The following is a 15,150-nucleotide window of genomic DNA, read 5'->3' as shown; positions in this document are numbered from 1 at the left end:
AGATCGATCCTGTGTCCACCCGCCGACCGCTGTTGACCGCCGTTGCCGCGGGAACCGTGCTCTGCGCCCTGTCGTTCGTCCCCTCCGCGCACGCCGAGGACGGCCCGCGAGCGGCTGCGCCGGCGCACGCCCGGCAGCACACGACCGCACCCCGGGACAGCGCCGCCCCGGGCGACGATGCCCCGGGCGGCCCCGCACGTACTGCTCCGCTGCCATAAGACGCCTGACGCCAGGCGTCAGGCGTCAGGCGTCAGGCGTCTTGTCGCGTCAGTCGTCAGTCGAGCGGACCCGTCACGGTCTCCGCGGCCCTGACCAGGCCCCCGTCCCTGACGAAGGCGTCGGCGGCGGCGAGATCGGGTGCCAGGAAGCGGTCGGGTCCAGGACCCTCGACGCCCGCCTTGCGCACGGCCTCGATGACCGCGCTGCTGGCCGGGGCGGGCGACAGCCCCGCGCGCAGCTCGACGGCGCGGGTGGCCGCGTACAGCTCGATCGCGATGATCCGGGTCAGGTTGTCGACGGCGGTACGCAGCTTCCGCGCCGCCGACCAGCCCATCGACACATGGTCCTCCTGCATCGCGGAGGACGGGATCGAGTCGACGGACGCCGGAACCGCGAGCCGCTTCATCTCGCTGACCAGCGCGGCCTGGGTGTACTGGGCGATCATCAGGCCCGAGTCGACACCGGCGTCGTCGGCCAGGAAGGGCGGCAGCCCGTGCGAACGGTTCTTGTCGAGCAGCCGGTCGGTACGGCGCTCCGCGATGGAACCGAGGTCGGCGGCGGCGATGGCCAGGAAGTCGAGTACGTACGCCACGGGCGCCCCGTGGAAGTTCCCGTTCGACTCGACGCGGCCGTCGGGAAGCACCACGGGGTTGTCCACGGCGGAGGCGAGTTCGCGCTCGGCGACGGTACGGGCGTGGTCGACGGTGTCCCGTCCCGCGCCGTTGACCTGCGGGGCGCAGCGCACGGAGTAGGCGTCCTGGACGCGCGGGGCGTCGTCCTGGTGGTGGCCGGTGAGCCCGGACCCGTCGAGCACCTTCAGCATGTTGGCCGCCGCCGCGCCCTGGCCGGGGTGCGGGCGGATGGCGTGCAGTTCCGGCGCGAGGACCTTCTCGGTACCGAGCAGCGCCTCCAGCGACAGGGCGGCGGTGATGTCGGCCGAGGTGTAGAGCTTCTTGAGGTCGGCGATGGCCATGACGAGCATGCCGAGCATGCCGTCGGTGCCGTTGAGGAGGGCCAGGCCCTCCTTCTCGCGCAGCTCGACGGGGGCGATGCCCGCTGCGGCGAGCAGCTCGGCCGCGGGCCGCACCTCGCCGTCGGGGCCTTCGGCCTCGCCCTCACCGATCAGGGTCAGCGCACAGTGCGAGAGGGGGGCCAGGTCGCCGGAGCAGCCGAGCGAGCCGTACTCGTGCACCACGGGGGTGATTCCGGCGTTGAGGATGTCGGCCATGGTCTGCGCGACCTCGGGCCGTACGCCGGTGTGCCCGGAGCAGACGGTCTTGAGCCGCAGGAACATCAGCGCCCGCACGACCTCGCGCTCCACCCGCGGGCCCATGCCGGCGGCGTGCGAGCGCACGATGTTGCGCTGGAGCTGGGCGCGCAGCTCGGGGCTGATGTGCCGGGAGGCGAGCGCACCGAACCCGGTGGAGACGCCGTACACCGGCTCGGGCTTGGCGGCCAGCGCGTCCACGATCTCGCGGGCGGCGGCGAGGGCGGTACGGGCCTCGGCGGAGAGCTCGACACGGGCGTTGCCGCGGGCGACGGCGAGGACGTCGTCGGCGGTGGTGCCGGACGTTCCCACGACGACTGTATGCATATCCATATTCAGAAGCCTACGTACTGAATCCCAACCTGTCACCACTGCTGCGTGGGGGCGCCCCTTACACACAACAGCCACTCCGGCGATACATCAGCCCCTCCGGCGATCGAGGACACCTTCAAGCCCCTCCGGCGATTGAGGAGCGGGGGTCCGGGGGCGGAGCCCCCGAGGCCGGCCGCACCCCCGCCCGCCTCAGGACCGCTTGCCCCGTATCCGCCGCCGGTCCCCCGTCGGCGAAGGCGTGTCCGCCAGCCGCACCACCGCTCCGTCCCGCCCCGCCACCACCGGCCTCGACGACCGGGCCGCCTTCGCCCGGTACTGGGCCGCGTCCGCCAGCCGGAAGAGCCTGCGGGCCGAGCGCAGCGGGCCGATCGGGTCTCCGGTGGACGCGACCCCGCAGGCCACCCCGTCGCCCGGCTCCAGCTCGCCCGCCCGTACACAGAGCTCCTCCGCGACCCGGATCACCTCGTCCGCCCCCGGCCCCACCGCGAGCAGGCAGAACTCGTCGCCGCCCAGCCGCGCCGCCAGCGCCCCCGGGAGCATCGCCCCGCACACCGAGAGGACCGAGCCGAAGCGTTCCAGGAGGCGGTCACCGACCGCGTGACCGTGGGTGTCGTTGACCTGCTTCAGTCCGTTGAGGTCGCAGACCATCAGGCTGACCACGGTGCCGTCCGCCCGGAAGCGCTCCACCGCGGCGTCGAGGCCGATGTCGACCGCCCGGCGGTTGGCGAGGCCGGTCAGCGGGTCGGTGAAGGCCAGCTTCCTGACCTCTTCCAGCCGTTCCGTCTGCGCGAGGCCCGCCGCCACCACCGCGGCCAGCACCGTCGCGAAGTCCGCGTCGTCCCGGTCGAAGACCGGCACCCCCACCGGCCTGGCCACGTACAGCTCGCCCCAGGCCCGGCCGCGCAGCACTATCGGCGCGACGACACAGCTGCCGCGCCCCCGCCTGCGCAGCGCGGCCACCCGCTGGTGGCAGTAGCCCGCCGAGCCCTCGGCGGGGCCGTCGGCCGTCTCCACCCAGGCGTTGGGCTCGCCCCCGCTCGCCCACCGCTCGTGCAGGAACTCCGCGATCTCCGGGAAGTGATTCACCGGGTAGGTCTCGGCCTCGGGGAACTCGGCCTCGCCCGCGGCCCGCTCGCCCACATTGGCCAGCACCTTCAGCTGCCCCAGCTCCCGCTCCCAGACGGAGAGCGCGGCGAAGGTCCCGCCCAGCGCGTCGCACGCCCCCGCCGTGGCCGCCCGCCAGGACGCACGAGGGGTGTGCGCCGAGGCCATGGCCTGCGCAAGCGTCACCACGGCCCGCAGCCGCACATCGTCACCCATTGCTCCAGCTTAAGTACGATGCGCGGCTTTTGAGCAGTTATACGTCACAGAACGTGACATGCCGGACTCCAGTCCCGGCCCCCCTCCGGCCACCCCTCTCGCAACTCCTCCGGGCACTCCTCCCGCAACCCCTCCGGCTACTCCCCCGGCCACTGCGGCGTCCGCTTCTCGTTGAAGGCCGCGACGCCTTCCGCCCGGTCCCCGGAGAAGGCCACCGAGCGCCAGGCCGCGTCCTCGACCTCCAGACCGGCCCGCAGGTCCAGCCCGTGCCCCAGCCGCAGCGCCCGCTTGGCCGCGCGCAGCCCGACCGGTGAGTTCGCCGCGATCCGGCCCGCGAGCTCCAGCGCCTCCGTACGGGCGTCCTCGGCCAGGATGTCCACCAGCCCCAACTCCCTTGCCTCGGCCGCCTGTACACGCCGGGCGGTGAAGACCAGCTCGGCCGCGCGGGCCGCACCGACCCGCCGGGGCAGCAGCTGCGTACCGCCACCGCCGGGGATCACCCCGACCGACACCTCGGGCAGCCCGACCACGGCCGTCGCGTCCGCGACGATCAGATCGCAGGCCAGCGCCAGCTCGAAACCGCCGCCGAGTGCGAACCCGTGCACGGCGGCGACCGTCGGCATGGGCAGTTCCAGTACGCCGGTGTACGCGGCACGGGCCGTGGGCCGCTGCCGCACCAGCTCGGCGTCGGTGAAGGAGTTGCGCTCCTTGAGGTCGGCGCCCACGCAGAAGGCCCGGTCGTGGGTGGAGGTGACCACCACGGTCCGCGCCGAGCCGTCCGCCGACAGCGCCGCGCAGGCCACCGCGATGGACCGGGCCATCGCGGTGGACACCGCGTTCATCGCCTTGGGCCGGTCCAGGACCAGCTCGGCGACGTGACCGTGCCGGCGCACGGCGACGAACTCGCCGTACCGCTGCTCCGCGCCCGTCTGCCCCGCGCCTGTTTCAGTATCTGAGATCTCAGAGGTCATCCGCGCACGATAGCCAGCCCGTACCGCCAGCGTCAGGCCCCGTGCCGCAGACGTCAGACCCGTACCGCAGGCGTCAGGTACTGCGGCGGGTCAGCAGCCACGGCTCGACCACGCCCAGCCCGCGCACCGGCCGCTGCCACATCGGCTGGAGTGCGAAGCGGTACGAGGGCGCCTCCTCGCCGTTCTTCTTCGCGCGTTCGGCCTCGGCCGCCGCCTCCGCCTCGGAGACCGGCGCGTCCGCCGTGCGCCCCAGCTCCTCGGCGAACGCCCCGTCCACCAGCACCGTGTCCTTGGGCGCTATCGAGGTCAGCCTGCTGGCCAGGTTCACCGTCGTACCGAACACATCGCCCATCCGGGTCGTGACCGTGCCGAACGCGATACCGACGCGCAGCTCGGGCATCGTCTCGTCGTTGCCCATGGTCTCGATGAGCCGCAGCGCGATCTCGGCGGCCGTACCGGCGTCGTCCGCCGCGTACAGCACCTCGTCGCCGAGGGTCTTGATGAGCCGGCCGCCGTGTGCGGCGACCAGGTCGGCGCAGGTCGTCTCGAACGCCTCGACCAGCTCGCCCAGCTCCTCCTCCTCCAGCCGGCGGGTCAGCCGGGTGAAGCCGACGAGGTCGGCGAAGCCCACCGCCAGGCGGCGGTCGACCATCTCCTCGTCGTCCGCGGCCTGCACCACCCGCCCGGTCGCGGCGGCGAGCTGGCGCCGCCACACATAGCGCAGGAACTCCTCCAGCTCCGGCAGCAGCAGCTCCACCAGGGGGTACGTGACCTCGGTGCGGGTCATCCCCGGCTCCGGCGGCTCGGTCAGACCCGCCAGGAAGGAGTCGATCTGCCACTCGGCCAGCCGGGCGGTGGTCTGCCCGGTCGACCGGGCGACCTGCACGGCCATCGGCTCGCTCAGCAGCCCGGCCTCGACGAGTCCGGCGAGGCGGCGCAGCGCCAGTACGTCCGCCTCGGTGAGCGCCTTGGCCTGGCCGATGTCGGCGAAGCCCATGGCCCGCCAGAAGCGGGAGGCCAGCTCCATCGAGACACCGGCCGTGCGGGCGGCCTGGAAGGGGGTGTAGCGGCGGTCGGCGCCGAGGATCAGCTGTTCGAGCCGGATGGCCAGCGGATCGTCGGAGGGCTCCGCGGTGTGATCGACCTCATGGTGCGGAGTGCGGTACGGAGAAGAAGGGGGCTCCTCACCCGCGCCGGACGAGTTGTCGTCGACGGTCACCTGCCGCCTCCTGCCCATTCCCTGCGCACTGCCCTGCCGATCTGGCTGTCGCGGCGCTGATCTGCCGCGGATCGCCTCAACCATACGGCAGGTGTGCCGTAGCTCACGTGCCTGTCGCTCTCAGACCGGTCGCAAGTGCACGATGTCACCCGCACCGACCGCCTGCATGCCGTCCTCACCGGCCACCACGAGCCTGCCGTCGCCGTCGACGGCGACCGCTTCCCCGACCAGTTCGGTGTCACCGGGCAGTTCGGCCCTGACCTTGCGGCCCAGCGTCGCGCAGCCCGCCGTGTACGCCTCCTGGAGCCGGGAGTCCCGCGGGTCGCCGCCCGCCGCGCGCCAGTCGCCGTACCACTGCTCCAGCGAGCGCAGCACGGCCCGCAGCAACGGGTCCCGGTCGGTGGAGACCGCCCCGGCCAGGGCCAGGGAGCCCGCGGTGGGGACGGGCAGTTCGTCCTCGCGGAGCGAGACGTTGAGGCCCATGCCGACCACGACGGCGTCGTCCCCGGCGCGCTCGGCGAGGATGCCGCCCGCCTTGCGCTCCGTGCCGCCGACGGTGACCAGCAGGTCGTTCGGCCACTTCAGCGCGGTGTCGACGCCCGCCGCCCGGGACAGTCCGGTGGCCACGGCGACCCCGGTGAGCAGCGGCAGCCACCCCCAGAGCTGGAGGGGCACCTGCGGTCCCGGCCTGAGGAGTACGGAGAGGAAGAGCCCGGAGCGGGCGGGCGCCGACCACTGCCGGTCCAGCCGTCCGCGTCCGGCGCTCTGTTCCTCGGCCACCAGGACGGCGCCCTCGTCGAGCTCCGCCGCCCGGCCCGCGAGGTCGGAGTTGGTGGACCCGGTGGTGGCGACCACGTCGAGCGAGGTCCACAGCGACCCGGGCCGCACCAGCGCACGGCGTAGGGCGGACACGTTCAGCGGCGGGCGCTCCAGGTCCGACCAGCGATTGTCAGGTACATCCGATGACGTCATGCAACCCACAGTAGGTGTGGCAAACGACGCACTGCCGAGGCGCACCAGCGCCGATACGCTACGTGCCAGTAGCCGAACACCCCGCCAGCCGCCCGATTCCCAGGGAGCCGCATCCCGATGTCCGAGCCGGAAGAGATCAACGTCCACACCACCGCGGGGAAGCTCGCGGATCTTCAGTACCGCATCGACGAGGCGACGCACGCCGGGTCGGCGCGCGCGGTGGAGAAGCAGCACGCCAAGGGAAAACTGACCGCCCGTGAGCGGGTGGAACTGCTGCTCGACGAGGGTTCCTTCGTCGAGCTGGACGAGTTCGCCCGGCACCGTTCGACCAATTTCGGCATCGAGAAGAACCGGCCGTACGGCGACGGCGTGGTCACCGGGTACGGCACGGTCGACGGCCGTCCGGTCTGTGTGTACTCGCAGGACTTCACCATCTTCGGCGGCTCGCTCGGCGAGGTGTACGGCGAGAAGATCGTGAAGGTCATGGACTTCGCGATGAAGACCGGCTGCCCGATCATCGGGATCAACGACGGCGGCGGCGCCCGTATCCAGGAGGGTGTGGTGGCGCTCGGCCTGTTCGCCGAGATCTTCCGCCGCAATGTGCACGCCTCCGGTGTGATCCCGCAGATCAGTCTGATCGTCGGCCCGTGCGCCGGCGGCGCGGTGTACTCCCCCGCGATCACCGACTTCACGGTGATGGTCGACCAGACCTCGCACATGTTCATCACCGGCCCGGACGTCATCAAGACCGTCACCGGTGAGGACGTGGGCTTCGAGGAGCTGGGCGGCGCCCGTACGCACAACACCACCTCCGGGGTGGCGCACCACATGGCGGGCGACGAGAAGGACGCCATCGAGTACGTCAAGTCGCTGCTGTCCTACCTCCCTTCGAACAACCTCTCCGAGCCGCCCGTCTTCCCCGAGGAGGCGGACCTGGAGACCTCGGACGAGGACCGCGAGCTGGACACCCTCATCCCGGACTCCGCGAACCAGCCGTACGACATGCACACGGCCATCGAGCACGTGCTGGACGATGCCGAATTCCTGGAGACCCAGGCGCTGTTCGCGCCGAACATCATCACCGGCTTCGGGCGGGTCGAGGGGCATCCGGTCGGCATCGTCGCCAACCAGCCGATGCAGTTCGCGGGTTGTCTCGACATCGACGCGAGCGAGAAGGCCGCCCGTTTCGTGCGGACCTGCGACGCGTTCAACGTCCCGGTCATCACCTTCGTGGACGTGCCCGGCTTCCTGCCGGGGGTCGACCAGGAGTACGGCGGGATCATCCGCCGGGGCGCCAAGCTGATCTACGCGTACGCCGAGGCGACCGTCCCGCTGATCACGGTGATCACCCGCAAGGCCTTCGGCGGCGCGTACGACGTGATGGGTTCCAAGCACCTGGGCGCCGACCTCAATGTCGCCTGGCCGACCGCGCAGATCGCGGTGATGGGCGCACAGGGCGCGGTGAACATCCTGCACCGCCGCACCATCGCCGCCGCCGAGAACGCCGAGGAGACCCGCGCCGAGCTGATCTCCGAGTACGAGGACGCCCTGCTCAACCCGTACGTCGCGGCCGAGCGCGGCTACGTCGACGCGGTGGTCATGCCGTCCGAGACCCGGCGGCACATCGTGCGCGGGCTGCGTCAGCTGCGGACGAAGCGGGAGTCCCTGCCGCCGAAGAAGCACGGCAACATCCCGCTCTAGGACCTCGCGTCCGGTCCGTACTCCACCGATCCACGGAGGGCTCGATGATGATCAAGGTCGTACGGGGCAACCCGACCCCGGAGGAACTGGCCGCCGCCGTGGCGGTGGTCCAGGCGCGCGCCGCCGCGGCAGTGGACCCGCCGTCCGGCGCGCCGGTGCCGCCCGAGGGGTGGTCCGACCCGGCGCGGATCGGCCGCGCCCGGATACCGCAGCCGGGTCCGCGCGCCTGGGCGCGTACGTACTGGCCGGGCTGAGGCCCTGTTCCAGGAGTTGCAGATGTGCCGGGTGGGCCGCCCGGGAAGTCGCGGGCGGCCCACCACCCGGGTGAGGCCGTGCGCGACGCCGGGACACCGGCGACCGAGCCGGACATACCGCCCGTCGCCGGACCTGTGACAATGAGGACCGATCCACTGCCGCTCACGTTTGGCCGCCATGACCTTCCGTATGTCCCAGGGTGTTCTGGCCGTCGGCTCGATCGGAGTCCTGATCAACATCGCGGACGCCATCGGGTCGGGACGGCTGGAGCCCCACCACGCCTTCGCTCCATGGCTCGCACTCGGTGCGGGTGCCGACCTGCTCAAGGACCGGCGGCCCAAGGCCGCGCGGGCGCTGCACATCACCGCGACGGTGTTGCTGATGGTCGCCGGATCCGTCGCGGGGTACCGGGCGTGGACCGCACTCCTCACGGGAGCGGGCCATGACTGGCTCGACCTCGCGCTCGGAGTGGCGGTCGTGCTCTACGTCGTCGTCTCCGCCGGCCGGCTGTTCGCCCGTCGGTCCCGCAGAGCACCGAAGTCCCGTAGCGATGCCGACATGATCAGCGGATAGCACCGCGGCGAAGGCCCTGGACCCTGCCGCCGGGGCCGTCGCCGAGCGCATCGGCGACGGTTTCGGCCATCACCCCGTAGCCCGCGTCGTTGGGGTGCAGATGGTCACCGGAGTCGTACGCCGGGTTCATCCGGGCGGGGTCGGCCGGGTCGGCCAGCGCCCTGGCGAAGTCGGCGCCGGCATCGAACTCACCCGAGGTCCTGATCCAGTGGTTGACCTCCTCGCTGACCTTCGCCGCGTGGCTGCCCCAGTGGTCGGAGCCCTTCAGCGGGGCCAGGGTCGCACCGATGATCCATAGCCCGTGGTCGTGCGCCGCACGTATCAATTTCCGGTATCCGGCGATGAGTTCAGCCGAGTCGATCACCGGTGACGGCTTGAAGGTGGGCTGGTCCGACACCTCGCTGAAGCCGAGGTCGTTGACCCCTTCCAGCAGGACGACGGCGGAGACGCCAGGCTGGTCCACCACGTCACGGCCGAAGCGGGCGGTGGCGCGTTCGCCGTACCAGGCCGAGTCGTTGAGTACGAGGTTGCCGCCGATGCCCGAGTTGAGCACCGGGCGGCCGATGCGTTCGGCGAGGGCGTCCGAATACCGGCGGTCGGCACCGGGCGTGGAGCCGAAGCCGTCGGTGAGGGAGTCACCGAGGAGGACCACGCCGTCTCCCGGCTTCCGGCCGCTCACCTCGACGCCCGAGAGGTAGTACCAGGACTGCGTGATGTCGGTGAACGCGCGGCCGGAGCTGTCCGCGTGGCGGTCTCCCTCCGCCCGGTAGGTGTCGGTGAAGCCCTGGGCGTGGAAGGTGGCCGGTCCGGTCGTACCGGCCAGATAGAAGGTGACGGTCACCGACTCCAGCCGTTCGAGGTGGAGCGGGGCGGCGTCGCTGCGCAGCTCCCCGTGTGCGGGGACGGTCACCGACCGCCGCCCGGAGAACGTGAGGTTCCGGGTGCTGCCGTGCTCGACGGCCGCACCCTTCTCCGTACGGGCGATGGTGGCGCCCGTCACGGTGAGCGGCGAGGTGCCGTACGCGTTGGAGATCCGGACGCGGGCCCGGTCGCCGCCCTCCGTGACCCGGACCACCTGGCGGACGGTCTGGTGCGAGAAGCCCTCCTGGGACCAGTTGGGCGTGAATCCGGTACTGGGCAGCTGCGGGGACGCGGCCCAGGCGGCTGTCCAGCCGTCGCGCGCCCTCCCGGTGTCGGCCCGCGCGCCCGGTGCGCCGGTGAGGAGGGCGAGGCCGAGCACGGCGGCGAGCGGCGCGGCGGCAAACTGGGGACGGAACAGCTTCATGGCGTACTCCAGAGTCGCTAACGGGAAGGTGGTCCCGTTAAGATGGAGCGACCGTAGCAGAGTGCGCCGAACTAATGGAACAGGAGTCCCGTTTGAGTACCGACCCGCAGGGCACGCCCGGCACCCTGCGGCCCGGCGGCCGTACCGCGAAGGTCCGTGCCGCCGCGCTGGAGGCGACCCGGGAAACCCTGATCGCGCAGGGCTTCCACGCCCTGAACATGGACCGGGTCGCGGCGGCGGCCGGGGTCGGCAGGACGACCGTCTACCGACGCTGGGGCTCCTCGGCCGGCCTGGTCGCCGACCTGCTGCGCGAGATGGCCGAACAGTCCGTGCCCGGCGCGGACACCGGCACCCTCGAAGGCGATCTGCGGGCCAACGCCGCACTCGTCCTGGAGGCACTCACCGACCCGCGATCGAGCGCCGTCTTCCAGGCGGTGATCGCGGCGGCGGCCTGCGACGCGGAGTGCGCCACCGCGCTGAACGGCTTCTACGCGACCCGGATCGGCGCCTGGGTCCCGTGCGTGGAACGGGCGGCAGCCCGCGGCGAGATCCCGGCGGGCACCGAGGCGGCCGAGGTCGTCAGGGCCGTATCGGCGCCGCTCTACTACCGGTTCGCGATCAGCCGCGAACCGCTCACGACGGCCGACGCGGAGCGCGCGGCGACAGCGGCCCTGACGGCGGCGCGGGCGGGTGCGTACCGCCGCGCGCCCCACTAGGCCGGGGTGCCTGAGTACTCGTACTCAGGCGCCCCGGCGGTGTCCGGCCGCACTATCGACTTCATGCTGTGGTCCGACCCGGAGGACAAACCCCCCAAGGAGCTGCGGGACGTACAGGCGATGATGCGTCGCGCGGGCCTGGTTCTCGCGCTGGCGATGATTCTCGCGATGGCCGTCCTGGGCCTGCGCTGACCGGGCGCCGCCGCACCATATGGACTTACCATACGGGTGGTACCCTATATGCATGATAAAGACGACGGTGTACCTTCCCGAAGAGCTTGAGCTCAGGCTGGATGCCGAGTCTGCGGCCACCGGCGTCAGCAAGGCCGAACTCATCCGCCGGGGAATCGCCCAGCTCCTCGACGGCTCCTCCCGGCCCAAGAGCAGCCGCCCACTGCCCGCCTTCAGGGGAGGACGGCTCGTGACCGCGGAAGAGATGGACGACGCCGTCTACGACCACATCAAGGAGAGGTCGGAACGCCGGTGATCGTCGTCGCGGACACCTCCGCGCTCTTCGCGGCGTTCGACGTGGAGCACCCGCTGTACAAGGAAGCCTCCACGGTGATGAACGACGAAACGCTCGCCATCTCGCCGCTGGTGATCACTGAACTCGACCATCTCGTCCACCGGGACTTCGGCTTCCCGGAGGCGCTCCTCGTCATGGACGCCCTCAACGGGCGCCTCATGGACGGGCAGTACAAGCTCGCCACCTTGCATCCGGTGGACCTCGTGTCGGCTCACGAAGTACGGCAGAAGTACGAAGGACTGCGGCTCGATCTCGCGGACGCCATCGGTGTGGTCCTGGCCGACCGGTACCGAACCGACCGGATCTTCACACTCGACCAGCGGGTCTTCCGGGCCATCGCTCCCCTGACCAAGAGCTACAAGGCGTTTCGCATCCTGCCCGCGGACGGCTGAGCGGACGTCCCGGCCCGGCGGGTACGGTCCGCCGCGGCGGGCGGCCGGGTCCCGGCGCGGTCATACGATGGCCCCATGACTGCTCAGCGCCGCCTCGTTCTCGGTTCCGCATCGCCCGCCCGCCTCGGCCTGCTCCGCACCGCGGGGCTGGCCCCCGAGGTGATCGTCAGTGGAGTGGACGAGGACGCACTCAGCGCACCCACCCCCGCCGAACTGGCTCTCGTCCTGGCCGAGGCCAAGGCGGAGTCCGTCGCCGCCCGGGACGCGGCGGCCGGGGCGCTCGTCATCGGCTGCGACTCCGTGCTGGAACTCGACGGCGAGGCGCTGGGCAAGCCCGCCGACGCCGAAGAGGCCACCGCCCGCTGGAAGTCGATGCGCGGCCGGGCGGGCGTCCTGCAGACCGGTCACTGCGTCATCGACACGGCGACCGGCCGCCGGGCCTCGGCCACCGCGTCCACCACGGTCCGCTTCGGTGAGCCGACGGACGCCGAGGTCGCGGCGTACGTGGCGAGTGGCGAACCGCTGCACGTGGCGGGGGCGTTCACCCTCGACGGCCGCTCCGCACCGTTCGTCGACTCCATCGAGGGCGACCACGGCAACGTCATCGGCCTCTCGCTGCCGCTGCTGCGCCGGCTGCTGGCCGAACTGGGCGTGTCCATCACGGACCTGTGGGTCTGAGCCCCGCCCCTCAGGCCGCGGCCGGGGCGCCGTTCGCGCTCACCGGGCGCTCCTTGTCGTAAGCCAACAGCGTCAGCACGAGCAGGCCGAGCACCACCACCATGAAGACGAAGGCGGGCCAGCCGACCAGGGCCCAGGTCAGCGCGCCCAGTACGCCGTGCACCACCGCGCAGGTGATGAGCAGGACCCGGCCGAAGCGGCCGGCCGGCCGGTCGGTGAGTCCGGTGCGCAGCAGGAAGAACGCGCACAGCAGCAGGTAGAGGCCGAAGACTCCGCCCGCGACCCAGGCGCCGGTGCTTATCGCGCTCGGATCCACGCCCGCCATGGACATGTGCTGGTTGTCGGCGACCTTGCCGAGTATCAGGTTCACGAACGCGACGCCGAACGCCTCCAGGAAGAGAACGAGCGCTGCCACGAAGGCCACCGGCCTGCGCGCCATGACCCCACCCCCTGGTCCGATACCGCTTGTTACCGCAAGTACGTGCGACATCGCGGAGGCTACTAACTGGTAGCCGCCGGGACAAGGGGTCGGAACGGACAGCAAAGAATCATTCGGCCATTCGTAGGGACTCGACAAAGAATCACGAGTCCGGGCGGCCCCGAGTGACAGAGACCTGGACCGCACCGCAGAGCTACTGTGGGCTCGGGCGGCCCTCCGTACCGTGGTACGACAAGGGACTTCACGATGCGGGCGACGTTCGCGTCACACCGTGTGTGGGGAAGCTCACCCATGGGGACAGGTCGAAACGTCGTGTCGGTAGTCCCTAAACTCAGCATGTTTCAGCGAATTCTTCGGCACGATGACCTGCCGAGTAAACCCGGCTCGGGTGTGAGCGGGGAAAACAGCAAGGAGGGAGCCATCGTGCACAAGGTGCTCATCGCCAACCGTGGCGAAATCGCTGTCCGTGTCGCACGGGCCTGCCGGGACGCCGGAATCGCGAGCGTAGCCGTCTACGCCGATCCGGACCGGGACGCTCTGCACGTACGCGCGGCCGACGAGGCATTCGCCCTGGGCGGTGACACCCCGGCCGCCAGCTATCTGGACATGGCCAAGGTGCTTCAGGCCGCGAAGGATTCGGGTGCCGACGCCATCCACCCCGGGTACGGCTTCCTGTCCGAGAACGCCGAGTTCGCCCAGGCCGTCCTGGACGCGGGCCTCACCTGGATCGGCCCGCCCCCGCAGGCCATCCGCGACCTGGGTGACAAGGTCGCGGCCCGGCACATCGCGCAGCGCGCGGGCGCGCCCCTGGTGGCCGGTACGCCGGACCCGGTGAGCGGCTCGGCCGAGGTCGTGGCGTTCGCCGAGGAGAACGGCCTGCCGATCGCGATCAAGGCGGCCTTCGGCGGCGGCGGGCGTGGCCTGAAGGTCGCCCGTACGCTCGAAGAGATCCCGGAGCTGTACGACTCCGCGGTGCGCGAGGCCGTCGCCGCCTTCGGGCGCGGCGAGTGCTTCGTCGAGCGTTACCTGGACAAGCCGCGGCACGTCGAGACGCAGTGCCTGGCCGACCGGCACGGCAACGTGGTCGTGGTCTCCACCCGCGACTGCTCGCTCCAGCGCCGCCACCAGAAGCTGGTCGAGGAGGCCCCCGCGCCGTTCCTCTCCGACGCCCAGAACGCCGAGCTGTACGCCGCGTCGAAGGCGATCCTCAAGGAGGCCGGGTACGTCGGCGCGGGCACCGTCGAGTTCCTCGTCGGCACCGACGGCACGATCTCCTTCCTGGAGGTCAACACCCGCCTCCAGGTGGAACACCCGGTCACCGAAGAGGTCTCCGGCATCGACCTGGTCCGTGAGATGTTCCGGATCGCCGACGGCGAGGAGCTGGGTTACGGCGACCCCGAACTGCGCGGGCACTCCTTCGAGTTCCGGATCAACGGCGAGGACCCGGGCCGCGGCTTCCTGCCCGCCCCCGGCACCGTCACCGTCTTCGCGCCGCCGACCGGCCCGGGTGTCCGTCTCGACGCGGGCGTCGAGTCCGGCTCGGTCATCGGCCCGGCCTGGGACTCGCTGCTCGCCAAGCTGATCGTCACCGGCGCCACCCGTGAGCAGGCGCTCCAGCGCGCGGCCCGTGCGCTGGACGAGTTCAACGTGGAGGGCATGGCCACGGCCATCACGTTCCACCGCGCGGTCGTCGCCGACCCGGCCTTCACGTCGGACCCGTTCACCGTGCACACCCGGTGGATCGAGACCGAGTTCGTCAACGAGATCCCGCCCTTCGCCGCCGCTCCGTCGGACGCCGACGAGGACGAGTCGGGCCGCGAGACGATCGTCGTCGAGGTCGGCGGCAAGCGCCTTGAGGTGTCGCTGCCGTCCTCGCTCGGTATGACCCTGGCCCGTACGGGTCTGGCCGCGGGCGCCAAGCCCAAGCGCCGGGCCGCCAAGAAGGCCGGCTCCGCCGCCTCCGGCGACTCGCTCGCGTCCCCGATGCAGGGCACGATCGTCAAGGTCGCGGTCGAGGAGGGCCAGGAGGTCAAGGAGGGCGACCTCGTCGTCGTCCTGGAAGCGATGAAGATGGAGCAGCCGCTCAACGCGCACCGCTCCGGCACCGTCAAGGGCCTGACCGCCACGGTCGGCGCGTCCGTCTCCTCCGGCGCGACCATCTGCGAGATCAAGGACTGACCGCAGCAGCACGGTAGTTGATACGGGTGTGGCCCCGCCGGACGAACCGGCGGGGCCACACCCGTATCAACTGCCTTACGGGCTGCCCGTATCAACTGCCGTACGG

16 protein-coding genes are annotated in these 15,150 nt (G+C 71.4%); 9 read left to right on the top strand and 7 right to left on the bottom strand.

Going from position 1 to position 15,150, the window contains the following annotated elements; genetic code table 11:
• Positions 1-274: 274 nt before the first annotated feature.
• From hutH to NBY69_RS09045, 5 genes are all read right to left on the bottom strand, one after another.
• Entirely contained in the window at positions 275-1,813 is a 1,539-nt protein-coding gene (hutH, locus tag NBY69_RS09065; protein ID WP_250299740.1) for a histidine ammonia-lyase, read from the bottom strand.
• Between the two features lie 195 nt (positions 1,814-2,008).
• On the bottom strand, positions 2,009-3,139 hold the full coding sequence (locus tag NBY69_RS09060) for a GGDEF domain-containing protein (protein ID WP_250299674.1): 1,131 nt from the start codon (positions 3,137-3,139) through the stop codon (positions 2,009-2,011).
• Positions 3,140-3,276: 137 nt separating this feature from the next.
• Positions 3,277-4,110: an enoyl-CoA hydratase/isomerase family protein gene (locus NBY69_RS09055; protein WP_250299672.1), complete on the bottom strand. Its 834-nt coding sequence runs from the start codon at positions 4,108-4,110 to the stop codon at positions 3,277-3,279.
• A 73-nt stretch (positions 4,111-4,183) separates the two neighbouring features.
• The gene (locus NBY69_RS09050; RefSeq protein ID WP_250299669.1) at positions 4,184-5,329 is read right to left on the bottom strand and encodes an adenylate/guanylate cyclase domain-containing protein; all 1,146 of its coding nucleotides are present in this window, start codon (positions 5,327-5,329) and stop codon (positions 4,184-4,186) included.
• A gap of 120 nt (positions 5,330-5,449) precedes the next feature.
• On the bottom strand, positions 5,450-6,301 hold the full coding sequence (locus NBY69_RS09045) for a biotin--[acetyl-CoA-carboxylase] ligase (RefSeq protein WP_250299667.1): 852 nt from the start codon (positions 6,299-6,301) through the stop codon (positions 5,450-5,452).
• 117 nt (positions 6,302-6,418) lie between these two features.
• On the opposite strand from NBY69_RS09045, the gene NBY69_RS09040 reads away from it, so the two are divergent.
• From NBY69_RS09040 to NBY69_RS09030, 3 genes are all read left to right on the top strand, one after another.
• A complete protein-coding gene (locus tag NBY69_RS09040) occupies positions 6,419-8,002 on the top strand; it encodes an acyl-CoA carboxylase subunit beta (protein ID WP_250299665.1) in 1,584 nt (527 codons plus the stop codon).
• Between the two features lie 47 nt (positions 8,003-8,049).
• Positions 8,050-8,256, top strand: a complete 207-nt coding sequence (locus tag NBY69_RS09035; RefSeq protein ID WP_250299739.1) for an acyl-CoA carboxylase subunit epsilon — start codon at positions 8,050-8,052, stop codon at positions 8,254-8,256.
• 178 nt (positions 8,257-8,434) lie between these two features.
• Positions 8,435-8,830 (top strand): hypothetical protein, encoded by a 396-nt coding sequence (locus NBY69_RS09030; RefSeq protein ID WP_250299664.1) that lies wholly within the window; start codon positions 8,435-8,437, stop codon positions 8,828-8,830.
• On the opposite strand, the gene NBY69_RS09025 is transcribed toward NBY69_RS09030, so the two are convergent.
• Complete coding sequence (locus tag NBY69_RS09025; RefSeq protein ID WP_250299662.1) at positions 8,820-10,115, bottom strand: SGNH/GDSL hydrolase family protein; 1,296 nt, start codon at positions 10,113-10,115, stop codon at positions 8,820-8,822. The two genes, NBY69_RS09030 and NBY69_RS09025, sit on opposite strands and share 11 nt — an antisense overlap.
• A 74-nt stretch (positions 10,116-10,189) precedes the next feature.
• Between NBY69_RS09025 and NBY69_RS09020 the strand changes: the two genes are divergently transcribed.
• The 5 genes from NBY69_RS09020 to NBY69_RS09000 all read left to right on the top strand — a co-directional run bounded on the left by NBY69_RS09020 (position 10,190) and on the right by NBY69_RS09000 (position 12,427).
• On the top strand, positions 10,190-10,831 hold the full coding sequence (locus NBY69_RS09020) for a TetR/AcrR family transcriptional regulator (RefSeq protein ID WP_250299659.1): 642 nt from the start codon (positions 10,190-10,192) through the stop codon (positions 10,829-10,831).
• A gap of 63 nt (positions 10,832-10,894) precedes the next feature.
• A complete protein-coding gene (gene mmpB / locus NBY69_RS09015) occupies positions 10,895-11,023 on the top strand; it encodes a morphogenic membrane protein MmpB (RefSeq protein ID WP_368078204.1) in 129 nt (42 codons plus the stop codon).
• 52 nt (positions 11,024-11,075) lie between these two features.
• Positions 11,076-11,318 carry a CopG family transcriptional regulator gene (locus tag NBY69_RS09010; protein WP_250299657.1) on the top strand — a complete coding sequence of 81 codons (243 nt, stop codon included), beginning with the start codon at positions 11,076-11,078 and terminating at the stop codon, positions 11,316-11,318.
• Entirely contained in the window at positions 11,315-11,749 is a 435-nt protein-coding gene (locus NBY69_RS09005; protein WP_250299654.1) for a PIN domain-containing protein, read from the top strand. Before NBY69_RS09010 ends, NBY69_RS09005 begins: the two co-directional genes overlap by 4 nt.
• Before the next feature lie 75 nt (positions 11,750-11,824).
• Complete coding sequence (locus tag NBY69_RS09000; RefSeq protein WP_250299652.1) at positions 11,825-12,427, top strand: nucleoside triphosphate pyrophosphatase; 603 nt, start codon at positions 11,825-11,827, stop codon at positions 12,425-12,427.
• Positions 12,428-12,437: 10 nt separating this feature from the next.
• On the opposite strand, the gene NBY69_RS08995 is transcribed toward NBY69_RS09000, so the two are convergent.
• Positions 12,438-12,866: a hypothetical protein gene (locus tag NBY69_RS08995; protein WP_250299649.1), complete on the bottom strand. Its 429-nt coding sequence runs from the start codon at positions 12,864-12,866 to the stop codon at positions 12,438-12,440.
• Positions 12,867-13,289: 423 nt separating this feature from the next.
• On the opposite strand from NBY69_RS08995, the gene NBY69_RS08990 reads away from it, so the two are divergent.
• Entirely contained in the window at positions 13,290-15,044 is a 1,755-nt protein-coding gene (locus tag NBY69_RS08990) for a biotin carboxylase N-terminal domain-containing protein (RefSeq protein ID WP_250299647.1), read from the top strand.
• Positions 15,045-15,150: the final 106 nt, after the last annotated feature.

This window comes from Streptomyces sp. A 4/2, from assembly GCF_940670765.1.
Classification (GTDB): domain Bacteria; phylum Actinomycetota; class Actinomycetes; order Streptomycetales; family Streptomycetaceae; genus Streptomyces.
Note: the sequence above shows the minus strand (reverse complement) of the source record. Positions and strands in the feature narration are given on the sequence as shown.